The following is an 18,583-nucleotide window of genomic DNA, read 5'->3' as shown; positions in this document are numbered from 1 at the left end:
CCGAGCCTCACATCCGGTTGTTACGTGCGGATGTCGCCGCCGGGCTACCCGACCCGGTAGCTCCGTGCGGCCTCCGACGCGGCGGGCTGACGGACCGTGCGCATGCCGCCGGGGACGGACCTGTCGGGCTGGAGGATGACCGACTCGCGCGAGGACGGGGCCTTGGGGTCGCTGAGGTCGTGGGTGAGGCCGAAGCCCGCGTCGTGGCGGTTCAGGGTGAGCAGGGCCTTGTCGATGCCCTCGCGGGTGAGGTCCTTGTCCGCGCACGCCTTCTTCAGGGCCTCGCCGAAGACGCTCGCCGCGGTCCAGCCGGCGACGATGCCGTTGTCGAGCGTCTGGCCCGGATAGGCGGCCTGGTAGTCGGCGACGAGCTTGCGGGCGACCGGGGTGTCGGCGCCGATCGGAAGGCTCGGGGAGGCGAACCAGTACATCTTCTCCAGGGCCGGGCCCGCCGGGGTGTCGAGCAGCTGGGGCGCGAAGGCCGAGTTGTTGCCGATCACCGGCACCAGGAACCTCGTCGCGGCGGCGACCCCGACGAGCGAGGCGGCCTGGCGCGGGCCCGCGCTGACGACGACGGCCTTGACCCCGGCCTTCCTGAGCGCGGCGACCTGTGCCGACATGTCGTTGTCGGTCGGCTTGATCTTCTGCTCGACGACCGTGAGCCCGGCCTTCCCGGCCGCGTACTTCGACCCGGCGAGGGCGTTCTGCCCGTAGTCGCCCTCGAAGTAGACGTGCCCGAGCTTGTCACCCGCCTTCAGGCCCTTCTCCTTGAGCAGGAAGTCGACGGCGTTGATCGTCTCGACGTCGTACGTGGTGCCGAGCACCCGGATGTACGGGGAGCCGAGCAGCGAGGCCGACCAGGCCTGCGGCAGCACCAGGCCCTTGTCCCTGCCGTCGACGCGCGGCTTGACGGCGGCGACGAACGGGGAGCCGATGAACTGGGCGAAGCCGGCCACCTCCGGTTCCAGCTCGGTGTAGGCGGCGAGCGCCTTCTGCGGGTCGTAGCCGTGGTCGCGGACGGTCAGCTCCAGCTGCCGGCCGCAGATCCCGCCGGCCGCGTTGACCTGCTTCACGTACAGCTGCTGGGCCTGGGTGACGCTCTTGCCGAGGGTGGCGTACACGCCGGTCATGTCGGTGAGCGCGCCGAGCCGGATGGCCTTGTCGGTGACGCCGGTGCCGGACTTCACGCCGTCGGCCGCGGTGCCGTCGCCGTTCCCGTCGCCGCCCGTGGCCTTGGAGCTGCAGCCGGCGGCGGTCAGCGCGACGAGCAGCGCGAGCGCGCCGGTCAGGCCGCGCGCGGCTTTTCTGCCGTGGTTCATCGTTCCTCCCCTGGAGTGGGCCGGGTGCGCCGGGCGGCGAGCCGGACCAGGCCCCCGGGCAGGAAGAGCACCACCGCGACGACGGCGGCGCCGTACAGGTAGCGCGCGGCCTCCCCCGGTGCGATCCCGCCCGTCCCGGGGGCGGAGACCAGGGGGAGCGCGTCGCTGTACCGGTTGAGGAGCTGCGGCAGCAGGGAGACGAAGACGCCTCCGACCACCGCTCCGGCGACCGAGCCGAGACCACCGATGACGATCATGGCCAGGTATTCGAGGGAGAGCACCATGCCGAAGTACTCCGGCACGGTGCGCTGGAAGACCAGCGCGAGCAGCACGCCCGCCAGGCCCGCGTACATGGACGACAGGACGAAGGCCGCGGCGCGGTGACGGGCCACGGGGATGCCCATGACGCCGGCGGCCACCCGGTGGTCCCGGATGGCGTTCATGGCCCGGCCGGGGCGGCCGCTCAGCACCCCGCGGGCGAACAGGGCGCCCGCGAGGAGCAGGACGAGCCCCAGGTACCAGAGCTTCTCGGCGGAGCCGAACGGCACGGCCGCGACGAGGACTTCGCTGTCGTCGAAGGTGAGGCCGAACAGGCTGAACGGCGGGACCGCCCGGCCGTTGAAGCCGCCCGTGAGGTCCTCGGCGTTGAACAGGACATGCTGGCCGATGAAGATCAGCGCGAGCGTCGCGATGCCCAGGTACGCGCCGCGCAGCCGGCCCGCGATGGGCGAGAACACCCCGCCGGCCAGACCCGCGAGGACCACGGCGAGCACGGCGGCGAGCCAGCCGGGCAGGCCGAGGCCGGTGAGCCCGTCACCGCCGTCACCCGCGAACACGCAGTAGCCGTACGCGCCGACGGCGAGGAAGAAGGCATGGCCCATGGAGAGCTGTCCGGTGGCGCCGGTCAGCAGGTTGATGCCGATGGCGCCGATCGCGGCGGCCATGGCGAAGAGCCCCGCCTGGAGCCAGAACCGGTCCAGGTAGAACGGCAGCGCGAGGAGCAGCACGCCGACGGCGGCCCCGCCGTACACCCGCGGGCGGGCGAGGGAGCGGACGACGAGGGTCTCAGACACGGGCGAGCTCCTTCGTGCCGAGGAGGCCGGCGGGGCGGACGAGCAGCACCACGACCATGACGAGGTACGGGGCGAGGTCGCCGATCCCCCGGCCGAGGAAGGTGAGGTCGCCCTGGTAGCCGGTGGCCAGGGACTCGGTGACGCCGACGACCAGGCCGCCGACGAGCGCGCCCGTGGTGGAGTCGAGGCCGCCGAGGATCGCGGCGGGAAAGGCCTTCATGGCGGCGAGCGAGGTGGTCCGCTCCAGGCCGGGGGTCGGGAAGACGGTGAGGAACAGCGCGGCGACGGCGGCGAGGCCGCCGGCCACCGCCCAGGCGCCGAGCGAGACCCGGCCGAGGCGGATGCCCATGAGGGCGGCGGTCTCCCGGTTCTCTGCGGCGGCCCGCATCGCCACCCCCCAGGAGGTGTGGCGGAAGGCGAGCAGGAACGCGGTGATGAGCAGCGCCGCGGCGAGCAGGGCGGCGATCCGGGTCTGGGCCACGGCGACCGGCCCGACGGTGACGACGGCGTCGCCCCACGGGTCGCCGAGGGCGAGGATGTCGGTGCCGATCCGGCGGGTCAGCTCGGTGGCGAGCAGGATGTCGACGCCGATGGTGACGATGGCGAGGACGCTGTGGTCCGAGCCGCGGTAGCGGCGCATCACCAGGAACTCGACGGCGGCGCCGACCACCGCCGCACCCGCGATCCCGGCGAGCAGCGCCGGCCAGAAGCCGATCTTGTCGTGCAGCACGGCGGTGACGTAGCCACCGGCGAGCAGCAGCGAGGCGTGAGCGAAGTTCACCACCTCCGTCGCACGGAAGATGACCACGAAGCCGAGGGCGACGAGCGCGTAGACGGACCCCAGCGAGATCCCGTTGATGAGCAGTTCGGCGAGGGTGCTCACGCGGCGCTCTCCTCTCCCAGGTAGGCGCGGACCACGGCGGGGTCGTTCTGGACGTCGCCGGGGGCGCCGTCGGCGATCCGGCGGCCGAAGTCGAGGACGGTGACGGAGTCGGCGAGCCGCATCACCACGCCCATGTCGTGCTCGATGAGGACGATGGAGATGCCGAGGCTGTCGCGGACCCCGGCGATGACGGCAGCGGTCCTGCGCCGCTCGTCGGCGGTCATCCCGGCGACGGGCTCGTCGAGCAGCAGCAGCCGGGGCTCCATGCACAGGGCGCGGGCGAGCTCGGCGAGCTTCTGCAGGCCGTACGGCAGGGAACCGGCCGGCTGTGCCAGCTGCTTCTCCAGACCGACGAAGGCGGCGATCTCCCGGACCCTGGCCCGGTGCCGGGCCTCCTCGCGGACGGCGGACGGCAGCCGCAGCCCGGCGGCCAGGAATCCGGTCCTCGTGAGACGGTGCCGCCCCAGCATCAGGCTGTCCTCGACGGTGGCGCGCGGCGGCAGAGCGAGGTTCTGGAAGATCCGCGCGACACCGAGATCGGCGATCCGGTGCGGGGGCAGCGCGGTGAGCTCGTGCTCGCCGAACCGCACCGACCCCGAGGCGGCCTTGTAGAGGCCGGACAGGACGTTGAGGCAGGTGGACTTGCCGGCACCGTTGGGTCCGATGACGGCGTGCACGGTGCCGGGACGAACGGTGAACCCGACCCCGTCAAGGGCGGTGAGCCCGGCGAACCGCACGGTCAGGGCGTCGACGACGAGGTGACTGCTCATCGGGCGGACTCCTCCCAGCAGGCGAGGACCGGACGGACCCCGCGTGCGGCGGCCGCGTCCGCGGCGGCGGTCTCGTCGACGACGCCCAGGTAGCGGCGGCGGACCTCGTCGGAGGCGGCGAGGTCCTCGGCGGGCCCCGCGAGGGTGACCTCGCCGACCTCGAGGACGTACGCACGCGAGGCGAGCCGCAGGGCGAGCGCCGCGTTCTGCTCCACGAGGAGCACGGCGGTGCCCTGGGCGTTGATCTCGCGGATCGTGTCGGCGATCCGGGCCGCCATCAGCGGGGCGAGCCCCAGCGAGGGTTCGTCGAGCAGCAGCAGCTTCGGCGCGGCCATCAGGGCCCGGGCGACCGCCAGCATCTGCTGCTCGCCGCCCGAGAGCAGCCCGGCCCGCTGCCGGGCCCGCTCGGCGAGGACGGGGAAGAGCTCATGGACCCGCTGCACCGCGGCGTTCCGCGCGGACCGGTCACGCCGGCCGCCCAGCAGACCGGCCCGCAGGTTGTCCTCGACGGTCATCCGGGCGAAGACCTGGCGGCCCTCGGGCACCTGGGAGACCCCGGCCGCGACGACCCGGTCGGGGGCGAGCCCGTCCAGGGGCCGGCCGCCGGAGGTGACGGTGCCGGCGACGACGGCCCCGCCGTGGAACCGCAGGGTGCGCGAGATCGCCCTCAGCAGCGTGGACTTGCCGGCGCCGTTGCCGCCGAGCACGGCGACGACGGCACCCTCCGGGACCTCGAGCGACACCTGCCGCAGCGCGCGGACCGGCCCGTAAGCCGCGGACAGCCCCGCCACTGCGAGGGCGGGTGCGGTACCTCCCATGACTCCCCTTCCGGTTCGGTGGCGCTCACCCCAGCACCGGCCCCGGCCACCCGTCCACGGACGGTGTCCGAAACGCTGCCGGTGACCAGCGGGCGCGCCGGGAGGCTGTGCACGCGCACAACGCTGCGTGTCAGGGGCCTGTGGAGAGCGGTGGAAGGGTGGCATCCTCCCGGGCATGGGACGGCGCAGACCACGGACCGGCGACGACTGGAAGGTGCTGGCCCAGGCGTGCACCGAACTCCTCGAGGCGGTGCCGGACCTGGTGGACGAGCACCTGAGAGAACTGCACGCGTACGACCCGGCGTACGGCCGGATCCTGCCGTACGACCAGCACTGGCACGAGGCGCACACCGCGATGCGCATCGGCATCGAGATGATCTCGGCACCACGGGACACGCCCCGCCGGGACCTGGAGCACGCGGAGGAGATGGGCCGGCGCAGGGCCGAACAGGGCATGCCGCTGGAACTGGTGGTGCACGCGTACCGGCACGCGGGCCATCTGGTGTGGGACGCCCTGATCGAGGGCGCACAGACGAGAACGAGCCACCTCGCCGCGCTCATGCAGTCGGCGACGATGGTCTGGTCGGCGGTGGACGCGCAGGCGGACACCGCGTCTGAGGCGTACCGGGCCACCGAACACGAACTGCGCCGCCGCACGGACGAGCAACTGCAGGCACTCCTCGACGCGCTGCTCCAGGGGCAGCGCGCACCCGAGGTCGTCGCGCGGGCGGCAGCCGCCCTGGACCTGCCGGAGCAGGGCCGGTACGCGGTCGTGGTCCTCCGCCACGACCGCCGGGAGCCGCCGGAGCCGTTCCACCGCCAGGTCCAGGGCACGGGCGTCCGCTTCCTGTGGCGGATGCGCGCGGACTGCGAGGTGGGGGTGGTGGCCCTGGCCGCGGACACGGGCCTCGACGCCCTCTCGGACCTGCTGGACGGCCGGTGTCCGGGCCCGGGCGGCATCAGCCCCGTCGTCACGGGCCTGGCGGAACTGGGCCGGGCCCGCCGCCTCGCCGAACTGGCCCTGCGCACGTGCCCACCCGGCACCCGGCAGATCGTCCGCCTCGACCGCCGCATAGCGGGCGCCCTCGTGGTGTCCCAGCCGGAGATGGCGGGCCTGCTGGTCTCCGACGTCCTGGGCGGCCTGCTGGGTCTTGACCCGGCGGACCGCGCGGTCCTCCTGGAGACCCTGGACGCCTGGCTCGACTGCGAGGGCTCGGCGGGCCGCGCGGCAGCCCGCCTCTACTGCCACCGCAACACGGTCTTCAACCGTCTGCGCCGCCTGGAACAACTGACGTCCCGCTCGCTCTCGCGCCCCCGAGACCTCACGGAGATGACCCTGGCCCTCGACGCGTTCCGCCTGACGACCGCAGGCGGTGGACCGACGACGTGAGCGGCCCCCGCCCAGCCGCCCACGTGGGTGAGCGGCCCCCCGCCCACCCGCCTAGGCGATGAAGTCCCGGGCGATGTTCGCGGCGACCTGCTCGAGCAGCGGCCCGGCGTTGGCGATGGACGTGGCCGCGTCGGGCTCCAGATCGGCCAGCGGATAGGCACGCCGGATGCCGGCGGCGCCCAGGGCCGCCGGGGGCAGGGCAAGCCGGCCGCACACGGCCACGACGTCCTTGCCCGCCGCGCGCGCCGCCGCGGCGACGCCGGCCGGCGCCTTGCCGTGCAGCGTCTGCTCGTCGAGGGAGCCCTCGCCGGTGATGACCAGCGTCGCCCGCTCCAGCGCGGGGGCGAACCCGAGCACCTCCAGCATCAGCTCGATGCCGGGCCGGAAGCTCGCGCCGATGAGCAGCGCGCCGTAGCCGATGCCGCCGGCGCCGCCCGCACCCGGGGAGGCGGCGAGCTCGGCGGCCTTGGGGCCGATCGCCTTCTCCAGGATCCGCGCGTAGTGCGCGAGGGCCGCGTCCAGGGTCTCGACGTCCTCCGGGGAGGCGCCCTTCTGCGGTCCGTACACCGCCGCGCAGCCCTTCGGGCCGGTCAGCGGGTTGTCCACGTCGCTGGCGAGGACGAGGTCGACGTCGGCGAAGCGCGGGTCGACGTCCGACAGGTCGGCGGAGGCCAGCCGCGCGAGGGCCCCGCCGCCGGGCCCGACCGGCTCGCCGTCGGCGTCGAGGAAGCGCGCGCCGAGCGCGGCGAGCATGCCGGCGCCGCCGTCGGTGGTGGCGCTGCCGCCGACACCGAAGACGATCGTGGTGGCACCGGCGTCGAGCGCCGCGCGCAGCAGCTCGCCGGAGCCGTACGTGGTGGCGGTGAGCGGGGCGAAGACCCCGCCGGGCAGCAGCTGGAGGCCGGACGCCTCCGCCATCTCCACCACGGCCGTGGCCCCGCGCAGCGCGAACGCGGCCGTGACCGGCTCGCCCAGCGGCCCGGTCACGGTGACCTCGCGCCGCTCGAATCCGGCCGCGACGGCGGCCGCGACCGTGCCGTCGCCGCCGTCGGCGACGGGCAGCGTCTCCACCACGAGCTCGGGGACGACCCGTCGCAGCCCAGCCGTGACCCGCTCCGCGACCTGTACGGCCGTGAGCGAACCCTTGAACTTGTCGGCCGCGACGAGCACGCGTGCGACCTCAGTTACTGCTCCGTCCGTCACCTTGCATCCCTTGCTTTCGAACAGGCAGTCGCGCCGAGGCCGACCCTATCCGGACGGGAAGACGGCGTGCCACCCACTGATAAAGCGATATTCCGCACCATAGTGGGCCACCATGAGTGCGGAAGCGATCGATCAAACATCAAATAAAGAGCCGTCACCCGACCGCAAGGTCATCACCGTCGGAATGGCGGCGGTCGTCGCGGTGGTGGCCTGGGCGGCCCTGGGCAAGGATTCCTTCGACAGTGCCTCGACCTCCGCGCTCGAATGGGTGCTGGCGAACTTCGCCTGGCTCTTCGTGACCGCGGCCGACGTCTTCCTCGTCCTGTGCGTGGTGATCGCGCTGAGCCGCTTCGGCCGGATCCGCCTCGGCGCGGACGACTCGGAGCCGGAGTTCTCCAATCTGGCGTGGATCGCGATGATGTTCAGCGCGGGGATGGGCATCGGCCTGATGTTCTACGGGGTGGGGGAACCGCTCCAGCACTTCCTGAGCCCGCCACCGGCGAGCGGGGTGCCGCCGCGGTCCGGCGCCGCGGCCCGTACGGCCATGGAGTACTCGTTCTTCCACTGGACGCTCACCCCGTGGGCGATCTACGGCATCGCCGGCCTGGCCCTCGCGTACGCGGGCTTCCGCAAGGGCCGCGGCAACACGCTCAGCGCCGCGTTCGTGCCGCTGATGGGCGAGCGCAGGGCGCGGTCCTGGCCGGGCAAGGCGATCGACCTGCTGGCGGTCTTCGCGACCGTCTTCGGTACGGCGACCAGCCTGGGTCTCGGCGCGCTCCAGGTGGCGAAGGGCCTGAACCTGACGATGGGCGTCGAGGACTCCACGACCACCGAGCTGATCATCATCGTGTCGCTCTCGGCGGCCTTCGTCCTCTCCGCCTTCTCCGGCCTGCACAAGGGCGTGAAGTGGCTCTCCACGCTCAACATCGTGCTGGCGGCGTGTCTGATGGTCTTCGTCTTCCTGCTGGGCCCGACCGTGTACATCCTCGACACGATCCCCGCCTCGGTCGGCGGCTATCTGTACCAGCTGCTGCCGATGGCGAGCCGCACCGGTGCGTTCACCGACCGCACGTGGCTGGGTGCCTGGACGATCTTCTACTGGGCGTGGTGGCTGTCCTGGGCCCCGTTCGTGGGCACCTTCATCGCCCGGATCTCGCACGGCCGGACGGTCCGGGAGTTCCTGGTCGGGGTGCTGCTCGTGCCCTCGGGGGCGACGGTGTTCTGGTTCTGCGTGATGGGCGGCACCGCGATCCGGCTCGAGTCGACGGGCGCGGCCGACCTGGCGGGCGCGGTGAAGGACGGCCCGGAGGCCTCGCTCTTCGCGATGCTGGACGCCTTGCCGATCGGCACGGTGACCTCGTATCTCGCGATGCTCCTGGTGATGACGTACTTCGTGACCAGCGCGGACTCGGCGTCGCTCGTGATGGGCTCGCTGACCAGCCGGGGCGCGCTGCATCCGCCGACCTGGCTGGTGGTCGCCTGGGGCGTCCTCATGGCCGCGGTCGCCGCCGTCCTGCTGGTCGCGGGCGGTCTCACCTCGCTCCAGACGGCGACGATCCTGGTGGCGCTGCCGTTCGTGCTGGTGATGCTGGGCCTGTGCTGGGCGCTGCTCAAGGAGCTGCGCGAGGATCCCGGCGCGGGCCCGGCCCGGCACGCCCTGCACGGGGTGGGCGACGCGGTTCGGGCGATGGTCGGCGACGTGATCACGGAGCCGGGCCCCTCACGGCACGGCCGCGAGTGAGCGGGGGCCCACGCGGGTGCCTCGGCGCGCGCCGGGCCCCCGCTTTCGGTAGACCGGTGCCATGGGCCTGCTCAAGCACAGCGAACTCGCCGACCGGATCCTCGGCGGCTGGACGGGGCGGATCGCCGGGAACATGCTCGGCAAGCCGGTCGAGCGCGGTGATCACTGGACGCCCGAGCGGATCGACGCCTACCTGCGGCTGACCGACGCCCTCCCGCTCACCGACTACCTGCCCCCGCCGCCGGCCGCCGGGGCCGAGGGCTTCGAGCTGCGGCCGGAGTGGCCGCAGTGCGTGCGCGGCCGGATCCACGGCAGCTGCCGGGACGACGACATCGACTACTCGATCCTCGGCCTGCACCTCCTGGAGACCCGTGGCTTCGCGTTCACGACCGAGCAGGTCGGCGAGCACTGGCTGCTGAGGCTGCCGTACCTGCAGACCTTCACGGCCGAACGGGTGGCCTACCGCAACCTCGCCAACGGTCTGAAGCCACCGCTGACCGCCACGTACGACAATCCCCACCAGGAGTGGATCGGCGCGCTGATCAGGGCGGACGTCTACGGCTGGACCTCCCCCGGCGACCCGCGCCGGGCCGCCTCGCTGGCCCGCCGGGACGCGGCGCTCTCGCACACCGGCAACGGGGTGTACGGGGCGATGTGGGCGGCTGCCCTGGTGGCGGCCGCGTTCACCGCGCCCGGTCCGCGCGACGCCCTGGAGACCGCCCTGGAGCGGATCCCCGCGAGCAGCCGGCTGGCCAGGGCCGTACGGCACACGATCGCGCTGCACGAGTCGGGCCTGGAGTGGTCGGCGACGCTCGCCGAGCTGGCGAGGGAGAACGGGGGGCTCGGCTGGATCCACACGATCCCCAACGCGGCGGTGCTGACCGCCGGACTCCTTTACGGGGAGGGGGACTTCACCCGCACCATCGCGCTCACCGTGCGCGGCGGCCTGGACACCGACTCCAACGGGGCGACGGCCGGCTCGGTGGCGGGGGTGCTGTGCGGGGCGGCGGCCATCCCGCCGCAGTGGAGCGAGCCGCTCCAGGACCGGGTGCGCAGCGCCGTGTTCGGTTACGACGGGGTGCGGATCAGCGAGCTTGCCGAGCGGACCCTGCGGCTGGCTACGCTGACGGGGTGACCACGACTGACTACGCCACGTACATCGCGGGCCTGCCCCGCGTCCTGGCCGGTGCGGCCGCCCTCTTCCGCGACGCGGCGGGACGGGTCCTGATCGTCGAGCCGAACTACCGGGAGGGCTGGGCCCTGCCGGGCGGCACGATCGAGTCGGACACCGGCGAGACCCCTCGCCAGGGCGCCCGCCGCGAGACGGCCGAGGAGATCGGCCTCGACGTCGCACTGGGCGCGCTGCTCGCGGTCGACTGGGTGCACGGGACGGCGCGGCCGCCGATCGTGGTGTACCTGTACGACGGCGGGGTGCTGTCGGACGAGGAGTTCGCCGCGATCCGCCTCCAGGAGGAGGAGCTGATCTCCTGGAAGCTGGTCGACCCCGCGGAGATCCCCTCGTACCTGCCGGGCGCCCTGGCCCCCCGGGTCCTCGCCGCACTCGGCGCGCTGGAGAGCGGCCGCGGGCCGGTGGAACTGGAGAACGGCCACGCCGCCCACTGAAGCGCCGGGGATCCCGGGGTCCGGGCGTCCGGGCCACCCCGTAAATCCGCTCGCGGGGGCCGTTCGGGCCTGTCTACTCTCGCGGTATGACCATGGTCGCGATTCTCAGCGGTGCCGGCATCTCCACGGACTCGGGCATCCCCGACTACCGGGGGCCCGACGGCCTGTGGCGGCGCGACCCGGAGGCCGAGCGGCTCGTCACCTACGGGCCGTACATGGCCGACCCGGAGATCCGCCGCCGCTCGTGGCGGATGCGGCTCGACGGGCCGGTGTTGCGGGCCGAGCCGAACGCGGCGCACCACGCCGTCGCCGCGTACGAGCGGAGCGGCAACGCGCTGCGGGTCATCACGCAGAACGTGGACGGCCTGCACCAGGCCGCCGGGGTGCCGGAGCGCAAGGTGCTCGAACTGCACGGCTCCGCGCGGTCGGTGGTGTGCACGGCCTGCCATGCGCGCTCGTCGATGGCCGAGGCCCTGGAGCGCGTGCAGGCCGGCGAGGCCGACCCGGCCTGCCTCGCGTGCGGCGGGATCCTGAAGTCGGCGACGGTCATGTTCGGGCAGCGGCTGGATCCGGAGGTGCTCGGGCAGGCCATGGCGATCGCCAAGGGCACGGAGGTGTTCATCGCCGTGGGGACGAGTCTGCAGGTGCAGCCGGCCGCCTCGCTCGCGGGGATCGCGGCGGAGCACGGGGCCCGGCTGATCATCGTGAACGCCGAGCCCACTCCGTACGACCCGGTCGCGGACGAGATCGTGCGCGAGCCGATCGGCACCGCGCTGCCCGCGCTCCTCGAAGGCCTGCGCTAGAAGAGGGCGTCGGGAGCGGGCCCGCCCGATTCGAAGGCGAGCAGGCGCTGCTTGCGGTCCAGGCCGCCGCCGTAGCCGGTGAGGTTTCCGCTCGCGCCGATCACCCGGTGGCAGGGGACGACGATGCTGACCGGGTTCTTGCCGTTGGCGAGGCCGACCGCGCGCGAGGCACCGGGGTTGCCGAGGACCTCGGCGAGTTCCCCGTACGTCCGGGTCTCCCCGTACGGGATGAGGCGCAGCTGCTCCCAGACGCGTAGCTGGAACGGGGTGCCGACGAGCTTCAACGGCAGGTCGAACTCCGTGAGTTCGCCGGCGAAGTAGGCGTCGAGCTGGCGGACGGCCTCGGCGAAGGGGCGCGGGTCGGGGGTGCCGAAGGTCTGCTCGGCGGGGCGGTGGCGCTGGCCGGTCATGTGGATGCGGCTGAGGACTCCGTCGACGGCGACCAGGGTCAGCGGGTCGTAGGGGCTGTCGACGACCGTGTGCTGGACGGTGGGCATGTCTGCTGCGCTTCCTTACGCGGGGAGGTGGTTGATGGGGTGGGCGTCGGTGGCCCAGAGGTACTGGACGGCGTAGGCGCGCCACGGCCGCCAGTGCGCGGCGCGGGCGGTGAGCGCGGCGGGGGTGGCGGGCAGGCCCAGGCCCTCGGCGGCGCGGCGGACGCCGAGGTCTCCGGGGAGGAAGGCGTCGGGGTCGCCGAGCGCCCGCATCGCGATGACCTCGGTGGTCCAGGGGCCGAAGCCGGGCAGGTCCAGCAGCCGGGCGCGGGCCTCGTCCCAGTCGCTCTCGGGGCCGAGGGCCAGGCTTCCGCCGGCGAGGGCGCCGACGAGGGTGAGCAGGGTGGTGCGGCGGCTGCCCGGCAGGGCGAGGTTCCCCGGGTCGAGCCCGGCGAGGGCCCCGGGGCTCGGGAAGAGGTGGGTGAGGCCGCCTTCCGGGTCGTCGACGGGGACGCCGTGCGCGGTGACCAGGCGGGCCGCGTGGGTGCGGGCGGCGGCCGTGGACACCTGCTGGCCGAGGACGGCGCGTACGGCGAACTCGGCGGCGTCCACGGTGCGCGGCACCCGCCGCCCGGGAGCCGCGTCGACCAGCGCCGCGAGCAGCGGGTCGGTGCGCAGCTGTTCGTCGACGGCGACGGGGTCGGCGTCGAGGTCGAGCAGCCACCGGCAGCGGCTGATGGCGTGGGTGAGGTCGCGCGGGTCGGTGAGGGAGAGCCGGCACAGGACGTGGTCGGGGCGGGGGGCGAGCGCGACGATGCCGTGCCCGTACGGGAGGCTCAGGGTCCGCCGGTAGGCGCCGTCGCGCCACTCCTCCACGCCGGGGACGGCGGTCGCGGCGAGGTGACCGAAGAGGTTGGAGGGGTTGAGGGGGGCGCGGAACGGCAGCCTGAGGGTGATCGTCCCGGGGGTCGCGGGCGGCGCGGTGCGGGATCCCGCCGCGCGGGAACGCAGCTCGCCCGGTGTCAGGGCGAAGACCTCGCGGACGGTGTCGTTGAAGGTGCGGATCGAGGCGAAGCCGGCCGCGAAGGCGATCTCGGCCATCGGCAGGGGGGTGGTCTCGATGAGCAGCCGGGCGGTCTGGGCGCGCTGGGCGCGGGCCAGCGCGAGCGGGCCGGCGCCGAGCTCGGCGAGCAGCTGGCGCTCGATCTGCCGGGTGGAGTAGCCGAGCTTCGCGGCGAGGCCGGGGACGCCCTCGCGGTCGACGACGCCGTCCTGGATGAGCCGCATGGCCCGGGCGACGGCGTCGGCGCGTACGTTCCATTGCGGCGAGCCGGGGCTGGTGTCGGGCCGGCAGCGCTTGCAGGCCCGGAAGCCGGCCCGCTGACAGGACGCGGCGCTGGGGTGGAACTCCATGTTCTCGACCTTGGGCGGCACGACCGGGCAGCTGGGCCGGCAGTAGATCCGGGTGGTGCGGACGGCGGTGAAGAACACGCCGTCGAAGCGGGCGTCCTTCGACTGGACGGCCCGTACGCAGCGCTCGGTGTCGGTGTGCATGGTTCAAGGATCGGTGATCACCGGCAGCCGGGCTGGCGAGAAAACGACATCAACCTTCGGCGGACCCGGCGGCCAGCGCGGTGGCGAAGACCTCGTACGCGGCCTGGTCGAAGAGCACGAACCGCACCTCTCGTACGGGCCCGGCGGCCTCCTCCCGCACGGTGCGGATCGCGATACGGGCACCGTCGTCCATGGGCCAGCCGTAGATGCCGGTGGAGATGGCGGGGAAGGCGACCGTCTCGGCACCCAACTCGGCGGCCACGCGCAGGGATTCGCGGTAGCAGGAGGCGAGCAGACCGGAGCGGTCCTCCTCGGGGCTGTGGACCGGGCCGACGGTGTGGACGACCCAGCGGGCGGCGAGGTTCCCGGCGGTGGTGGCGACGGCCCGGCCGGTGGGCAGGCCACGGCCGTAGTGGCCGGCGCGGAGCTTGCGGCACTCGTCGAGGATCGCGGGGCCGCCGCGGCGGTGGATGGCCCCGTCGACCCCGCCACCGCCGAGGAGGGACGAGTTGGCGGCGTTGACGATGACGTCGGTGTCCTGCTCGGTGATGTCGCCGCGGACGAGGACGATCGAGGGTCGGCTGGTCATGTGTCCATCCTCCCGCCGCCGGCCGCGGCGGGCCTCCTCATTTCGTCAGGCCCGGGCAGGGGTCCGCAGCCGGCGCCAGACCGCCTTGGCCGCGTTGTGCCCGGACATTCCGTGCACGCCGGGCCCGGGCGGGGTGGCGGAGGAGCAGAGGAAGACCGCCGGGTGCGGGGTGCTGTAGGGGAAGAGGGAGAGCTTGGGGCGCAGCAGCAGCTGGAGGCCGCGGGCCGCGCCGCAGGCGATGTCGCCGCCGACGTAGTTGGCGTTGCGCGCGGCGAGCTCGGGCGGACCCGCGGTGGCGCGGGCGAGGACGAGGTCTCGGAAGCCGGGCGCGAAGCGCTCGATCTGCCGCTCGATGGCCTCGGTGAGGTCGCCGCGCCAGCCGTTGGGGACATGGCCGTAGACCCAGAAGACGTGCTTGCCGTCGGGGGCCCGGCCGGGGTCGACGAGGCTGGGCTGGGCGGCGATGAGGAAGGGGGTGTCGGGGGCGGTGCCGGAGGAGGCCTGGCGCAGGGCGGTGTCGATCTCGCCCATGGTGGGGCCGATCTGGACGGTGCCGGCGCGGCGCGCGGCCTCGGCGGTCCACGGCACGGGGCCGGTCAGCGCATAGTCGATCTTGAAGGCGCTGGCGCCGTAGCGGTAGTGGTCGTAGTACCCGCCGAAGCCGGCGATCCGGGCGAGCGCGGTGGGCGAGGTGTCGAAGACGTACGCGCGGGCCGGCGGCAGGTCGTCCAGCCGCTTGACCTCGTAGTCGGTGTGGACGGCGCCGCCGAGCTCCTTCAGGTATCCGGCGAGGGCGTCGGAGACGGACTGGGAGCCGCCCCGGGGCAGCGGCCAGCCGCCCGCGTGCGCGGCGAGCGCGAAGACGAGGCCGACGGCTCCGGTGGCGAAGCCGTCGAGCGGGGCGATGACATGGCCGACGAGCCCGGCGAACAGGGCGCGGGCCTTCTCTTCGCGGAAGCGGCGCATCAGCCAGGTGGAGGGCGGGAGTCCGGCGAGGCCGAAGCGGGCGAGGGTGACCGGGTCGCGGGGCAGCGCGGTGAGCGGCAGCTGCATGAAGTCCCGGGCCAGGGTGTCCCACTTGCCGAGGAAGGGCTGGACGAGCCGGCGGTAGGTGCCGGCGTCGCGCGGCCCGAAGGAGGCCGCGGTCTCGGCGACGGAGCGGGAGAGGACGGCCGCGGTGCCGTCGTCCCACGGGTGGGCCATGGGCAGGTCCGGGTGCAGCCACTCCAGGCCGTGCCGTTCGAGCGGCATCGTCCTGAAGACGGGCGATCCGGCGCCGAGCGGGTGCACGGCGGAGCACGGGTCGTGACGGAAGCCGGGGAGGGTGAGCTCCTCGGTCCGCGCGCCGCCGCCGACGGTGGGCTTCGCCTCGAAGACGGCGACCGAGAAGCCGCGCCGCGCGAGCTCCACGGCGGCGGTCAGTCCGTTGGGTCCCGCCCCCACGACGACGGCATCGAGCATCGACGGCACCTTGGGACTCCTTCGTCAGCCGATGGCCAAGGGCTTCAGCATATTCCCGGCCCCGTACGGGACTTAGCGGGCCCCGAGCAGTGACCGGATCCTTTCGGCGGTGGCGGCGTCACGGGCCGCGGCGAACGGCAGCGTGTTGCCTCCGGTGATGCGGAACCGCTCGCCGGTGAGGGTCAGATCGGCGCCTCCGGCCTCCGCGACCAGGAGCAGCCCGGCCGCGTGGTCCCAGGCGTACTCCCAGGAGAAGGCGACGGCGTCCAGCTCGCCCCGGGCGACCGACAGGTACTCCAGCCCGGCCGAGCCGCAGGGGCGAGGGGCGACGCCCTCGGTGCGCAGGCCGAGCAGGGCGCGCTTCTGGTCCGGGGTGGTGTAGTCGGGGTGGGAGGTGGCGACCTCCAGGACCGCGCCGGGCGCGGGCACGCCCGACCGTATCGCCGCGCCGTTCAGGGTCGCGCCGCGGCCGCGCACCGCGACGGCCAGCTCGTCCCGGGCGGGGGCGTAGGTCCAGGAGGCGAGGACTTCGCCGCGGCGGGCGAGGGCGACGAGGGTGCAGAAGCCCGGGTCGCCGTGGACGAACTGGCGGGTGCCGTCGACGGGGTCGACGATCCAGACGGGGGCGTCGCCCTTGAGCGCCTCGTACACCGTGGGGTCGGCGTGCACGGCCTCCTCACCGACCACGACGGAGCCGGGCAGCAGGGCGGTGAGGGAGGCGGTGAGATGGGCCTCGGCGGCCCGGTCGGCGACGGTGACCAGGTCGTGCGGCCCGTTCTTCTCGACGATCTCGTCGGCGTCGAGCTGCCGGAAGCGCGGCATGATCTCGGTGGCGGCGGCCTTGCGGACCGCCTCCTCCACCTCGGTCGTGCCGCCGGCGAGGACGTGCTCAAGGAAGTCGATGGTGTCGATGTCTCCGATCATGTGTCCAGCGAAGCACACCCGGCTGACATTCCGGAGGCGCGGCGGCGACCTGTGGACAACCGGCGGACGACCTGCGGCCCGCGAGTACGCTGTGATCGAGTTCACCCCTTACATCCAGGGAGGGTCCCGTGCACGGCGAGTACAAGGTCCCGGGCGGCAAGCTGGTCGTGGTCGACCTCGACGTGGCGGACGGCCTGTTGCGCAGGGTCCGGGTCGCGGGCGACTTCTTCCTGGAGCCCGACGAGGCGATCCTGGCGATCGACGGGGCCCTGGAGGGCGCCCCGGCCGACACGGACGCCGCCGGTCTCGCGGCCCGGATCGACCAGGCTCTGCCGCCGGGCACCCAGATGTTCGGGCTCACCACGGAGGGCATCGGCGTCGCGGTCCGCCGGGCGCTCGCGCACGCCACCGACTGGACGGACTACGACTGGCAGCTGATCCACGAGCCGCCGCAGGCGCCCGTCCTGCACATGGCGCTCGACGAGGTCCTGACGGCGGAGGTCGCGGCCGGCCGCCGCCCGCCGACCCTGCGGGTCTGGGAATGGGGTTCCCCCGCCGTGGTGATCGGCAGCTTCCAGTCGCTGCGCAACGAGGTGGACCCGGAGGCGGCGCGGCGGCACGGCATCGAGGTGGTCCGCCGGATCAGCGGCGGCGGCGCCATGTTCATCGAGCCCGGAAACACCATCACGTACTCGCTCTCGGTCCCCGACGCCCTCGTGCAGGGCCTCTCCTTCACCGACAGCTACGCCTATCTCGACGACTGGGTGCTCGGCGCCCTCGGCGACATGGGGATCAAGGCCTGGTACCAGCCGCTGAACGACATCGCCACCGAGGCGGGCAAGATCGCGGGCGCCGCCCAGAAGCGCGTGGTCGCGGGCGAAGGCGCGGTGCTGCACCACGTGACGATGGCGTACGACATCGACGCCGGCAAGATGACGGACGTCCTGCGCATCGGCCGCGAGAAGCTCTCCGACAAGGGCACGAAGAGCGCCAGGAAGCGCGTGGACCCGCTGCGCCGCCAGACCGGTCTGCCCCGCGAGGCGGTCATCGACCGGATGATCGCCTCCTTCCGCGACCGCTATGGCCTGTCGGAGGGCCGGGTCACCGAGGAGGAGCTGGCCCGGGCGAAGGAGCTGGCGGAGACCAAGTTCGCGACGCCGGAGTGGACGGCACGGGTGCCGTAGGGAACGGGGGCGAGCGGCGATCCGGTCCGTGCTCAGCGCCCGGGTTCCGGCATGCGCACGCCCCCGGGATATGTGACGATTGGTTCAGAACTCCGCGGGCCTCTCGTCGCGGCTCGGTTCATTCCGCCAGGCGTTCGCCGGCCTCTCCCCCAGCGTCAACCAGCGTTGCCGTCAAGGCCGCTGTGCCCTGCGGCGCCGTGCGTGGCGCGGGGCCCGCGCGCTGCCCCGATGACAGACATCCCTCTCGATCCGGGCCGAACGAAGGAGGCGGGTGTGATGTCCGTGAAACCCGAACAGTCCGTCAGATCCGCGGGCGGATTCGTCTTCGCGATGCAGCGTCAGCAACAGTCGCAATGGTGCTGGGCCGCGACCTCCGTCAGTGTCGACGCGTTCTACAACCCGGCGTCCGGCTGGATCCAGTGCCTGCTGGTGGACGACATCTTCGGTACGACGACCTGTTGCGCCAACGGGTCGACCGCCGCCTGCAACCGGCCCTGGTACCTCAACCTGGGCCTGGCACACGTCGGCCGCTTCGCCCGAGGCGAAGCAGGACCTGCGCCAGTGAATCCGACGGTGGCCCGTGAGATCGACGCCCGCCGCCCCGTGGCAGCGAAGATCGACTGGAGCGGTGGCGGTGGCCATTTCCCGGTGATCACCGGCTACAGCGACCTCATCGTCGGCGAGCCCCCCATCTTCGAGCAGTACCTCACGGTCGAAGACCCGGCATACGGCTTCTCGGCCGTCAGCTACGACTCCTTCCGCACCAGGTACCAGGGATCGGGGACCTGGACGTTCACGTTCTTCACGAGGTGAC

At 73.4% G+C, this 18,583-nt stretch carries 18 protein-coding genes; 7 read left to right on the top strand and 11 right to left on the bottom strand.

Features of this window, described 5'->3' with window-relative positions:
• Positions 1–44: 44 nt before the first annotated feature.
• The 5 genes from ACIGEZ_RS17610 to ACIGEZ_RS17590 are packed head-to-tail and all read right to left on the bottom strand — an operon-like array spanning position 45 to position 4,863.
• Positions 45–1,319 (bottom strand): ABC transporter substrate-binding protein, encoded by a 1,275-nt coding sequence (locus ACIGEZ_RS17610; protein ID WP_399831882.1) that lies wholly within the window; start codon positions 1,317–1,319, stop codon positions 45–47.
• Positions 1,316–2,392, bottom strand: a complete 1,077-nt coding sequence (locus ACIGEZ_RS17605; RefSeq protein WP_399831880.1) for a branched-chain amino acid ABC transporter permease — start codon at positions 2,390–2,392, stop codon at positions 1,316–1,318. Before ACIGEZ_RS17605 ends, ACIGEZ_RS17610 begins: the two co-directional genes overlap by 4 nt.
• Complete coding sequence (locus tag ACIGEZ_RS17600; protein ID WP_399831878.1) at positions 2,385–3,275, bottom strand: branched-chain amino acid ABC transporter permease; 891 nt, start codon at positions 3,273–3,275, stop codon at positions 2,385–2,387. Before ACIGEZ_RS17600 ends, ACIGEZ_RS17605 begins: the two co-directional genes overlap by 8 nt.
• Positions 3,272–4,045 (bottom strand): ABC transporter ATP-binding protein, encoded by a 774-nt coding sequence (locus tag ACIGEZ_RS17595; RefSeq protein ID WP_399831876.1) that lies wholly within the window; start codon positions 4,043–4,045, stop codon positions 3,272–3,274. The genes ACIGEZ_RS17600 and ACIGEZ_RS17595 overlap by 4 nt, the downstream gene beginning before the upstream one ends.
• A complete protein-coding gene (locus ACIGEZ_RS17590; protein ID WP_399831874.1) occupies positions 4,042–4,863 on the bottom strand; it encodes an ABC transporter ATP-binding protein in 822 nt (273 codons plus the stop codon). Before ACIGEZ_RS17590 ends, ACIGEZ_RS17595 begins: the two co-directional genes overlap by 4 nt.
• Positions 4,864–5,038: 175 nt before the next feature.
• Between ACIGEZ_RS17590 and ACIGEZ_RS17585 the strand changes: the two genes are divergently transcribed.
• Positions 5,039–6,253 (top strand): PucR family transcriptional regulator, encoded by a 1,215-nt coding sequence (locus tag ACIGEZ_RS17585; protein WP_399831872.1) that lies wholly within the window; start codon positions 5,039–5,041, stop codon positions 6,251–6,253.
• Positions 6,254–6,304: 51 nt separating this feature from the next.
• Here ACIGEZ_RS17585 and ACIGEZ_RS17580 read toward each other — a convergent pair whose 3' ends face one another.
• Positions 6,305–7,456, bottom strand: coding sequence for a glycerate kinase (locus ACIGEZ_RS17580; protein ID WP_399831870.1), 1,152 nt, complete (start codon positions 7,454–7,456; stop codon positions 6,305–6,307).
• 112 nt (positions 7,457–7,568) lie between these two features.
• Here ACIGEZ_RS17580 and ACIGEZ_RS17575 point away from each other — a divergent pair, with 112 nt between their 5' ends.
• The 4 genes from ACIGEZ_RS17575 to ACIGEZ_RS17560 all read left to right on the top strand — a co-directional run bounded on the left by ACIGEZ_RS17575 (position 7,569) and on the right by ACIGEZ_RS17560 (position 11,623).
• On the top strand, positions 7,569–9,197 hold the full coding sequence (locus tag ACIGEZ_RS17575) for a BCCT family transporter (RefSeq protein WP_399831868.1): 1,629 nt from the start codon (positions 7,569–7,571) through the stop codon (positions 9,195–9,197).
• Between the two features lie 61 nt (positions 9,198–9,258).
• Positions 9,259–10,332 (top strand): ADP-ribosylglycohydrolase family protein, encoded by a 1,074-nt coding sequence (locus ACIGEZ_RS17570; protein WP_399831866.1) that lies wholly within the window; start codon positions 9,259–9,261, stop codon positions 10,330–10,332.
• On the top strand, positions 10,329–10,820 hold the full coding sequence (locus ACIGEZ_RS17565; RefSeq protein WP_399831864.1) for an NUDIX domain-containing protein: 492 nt from the start codon (positions 10,329–10,331) through the stop codon (positions 10,818–10,820). Before ACIGEZ_RS17570 ends, ACIGEZ_RS17565 begins: the two co-directional genes overlap by 4 nt.
• An 86-nt stretch (positions 10,821–10,906) precedes the next feature.
• Positions 10,907–11,623, top strand: a complete 717-nt coding sequence (locus tag ACIGEZ_RS17560) for an SIR2 family NAD-dependent protein deacylase (protein ID WP_399831862.1) — start codon at positions 10,907–10,909, stop codon at positions 11,621–11,623.
• Here the strand turns inward: ACIGEZ_RS17560 and ACIGEZ_RS17555 are convergent.
• From ACIGEZ_RS17555 to ACIGEZ_RS17535, 5 genes are all read right to left on the bottom strand, one after another.
• A complete protein-coding gene (locus ACIGEZ_RS17555; protein ID WP_399831860.1) occupies positions 11,620–12,120 on the bottom strand; it encodes a methylated-DNA--[protein]-cysteine S-methyltransferase in 501 nt (166 codons plus the stop codon). The two genes, ACIGEZ_RS17560 and ACIGEZ_RS17555, sit on opposite strands and share 4 nt — an antisense overlap.
• A gap of 15 nt (positions 12,121–12,135) precedes the next feature.
• Positions 12,136–13,611 (bottom strand): AlkA N-terminal domain-containing protein, encoded by a 1,476-nt coding sequence (locus tag ACIGEZ_RS17550; RefSeq protein ID WP_399831858.1) that lies wholly within the window; start codon positions 13,609–13,611, stop codon positions 12,136–12,138.
• Between the two features lie 49 nt (positions 13,612–13,660).
• Entirely contained in the window at positions 13,661–14,200 is a 540-nt protein-coding gene (locus ACIGEZ_RS17545) for an O-acetyl-ADP-ribose deacetylase (protein WP_399831856.1), read from the bottom strand.
• A gap of 45 nt (positions 14,201–14,245) precedes the next feature.
• Positions 14,246–15,670: a phytoene desaturase family protein gene (locus tag ACIGEZ_RS17540; protein WP_399831854.1), complete on the bottom strand. Its 1,425-nt coding sequence runs from the start codon at positions 15,668–15,670 to the stop codon at positions 14,246–14,248.
• A gap of 63 nt (positions 15,671–15,733) precedes the next feature.
• Complete coding sequence (locus tag ACIGEZ_RS17535; RefSeq protein ID WP_399831852.1) at positions 15,734–16,585, bottom strand: inositol monophosphatase family protein; 852 nt, start codon at positions 16,583–16,585, stop codon at positions 15,734–15,736.
• 128 nt (positions 16,586–16,713) lie between these two features.
• Between ACIGEZ_RS17535 and ACIGEZ_RS17530 the strand changes: the two genes are divergently transcribed.
• The gene (locus ACIGEZ_RS17530) at positions 16,714–17,769 is read left to right on the top strand and encodes a biotin/lipoate A/B protein ligase family protein (protein WP_399831850.1); all 1,056 of its coding nucleotides are present in this window, start codon (positions 16,714–16,716) and stop codon (positions 17,767–17,769) included.
• Between the two features lie 276 nt (positions 17,770–18,045).
• Complete coding sequence (locus ACIGEZ_RS17525) at positions 18,046–18,582, top strand: papain-like cysteine protease family protein (RefSeq protein WP_399831848.1); 537 nt, start codon at positions 18,046–18,048, stop codon at positions 18,580–18,582.
• Position 18,583 lies beyond the last annotated feature (1 nt).

Source organism: Streptomyces sp. NPDC085481, from assembly GCF_044541845.1.
Classification (GTDB): Bacteria; Actinomycetota; Actinomycetes; order Streptomycetales; family Streptomycetaceae; genus Streptomyces.
The sequence above is the reverse complement of the archived record's forward strand: the minus strand, read 5'-3'. Positions and strand labels throughout refer to the sequence as shown.

Bases quoted from the DNA above. Each gene is read 5' to 3' on its own strand.
- ACIGEZ_RS17575 (WP_399831868.1), top strand. From the start codon at position 7,569: ATGAGTGCGGAAGCGATCGATCAAACATCAAATAAAGAGCCGTCACCC.
- ACIGEZ_RS17595 (WP_399831876.1), bottom strand. From the start codon at position 4,045: ATGAGCAGTCACCTCGTCGTCGACGCCCTGACCGTGCGGTTCGCCGGG.
- ACIGEZ_RS17535 (WP_399831852.1), bottom strand. From the start codon at position 16,585: ATGATCGGAGACATCGACACCATCGACTTCCTTGAGCACGTCCTCGCC.
- ACIGEZ_RS17590 (WP_399831874.1), bottom strand. From the start codon at position 4,863: ATGGGAGGTACCGCACCCGCCCTCGCAGTGGCGGGGCTGTCCGCGGCT.
- ACIGEZ_RS17570 (WP_399831866.1), top strand. From the start codon at position 9,259: ATGGGCCTGCTCAAGCACAGCGAACTCGCCGACCGGATCCTCGGCGGC.
- ACIGEZ_RS17560 (WP_399831862.1), top strand. From the start codon at position 10,907: ATGACCATGGTCGCGATTCTCAGCGGTGCCGGCATCTCCACGGACTCG.
- ACIGEZ_RS17585 (WP_399831872.1), top strand. From the start codon at position 5,039: ATGGGACGGCGCAGACCACGGACCGGCGACGACTGGAAGGTGCTGGCC.
- ACIGEZ_RS17545 (WP_399831856.1), bottom strand. From the start codon at position 14,200: ATGACCAGCCGACCCTCGATCGTCCTCGTCCGCGGCGACATCACCGAG.
- ACIGEZ_RS17550 (WP_399831858.1), bottom strand. From the start codon at position 13,611: ATGCACACCGACACCGAGCGCTGCGTACGGGCCGTCCAGTCGAAGGAC.
- ACIGEZ_RS17610 (WP_399831882.1), bottom strand. From the start codon at position 1,319: ATGAACCACGGCAGAAAAGCCGCGCGCGGCCTGACCGGCGCGCTCGCG.
- ACIGEZ_RS17555 (WP_399831860.1), bottom strand. From the start codon at position 12,120: ATGCCCACCGTCCAGCACACGGTCGTCGACAGCCCCTACGACCCGCTG.
- ACIGEZ_RS17525 (WP_399831848.1), top strand. From the start codon at position 18,046: ATGTCCGTGAAACCCGAACAGTCCGTCAGATCCGCGGGCGGATTCGTC.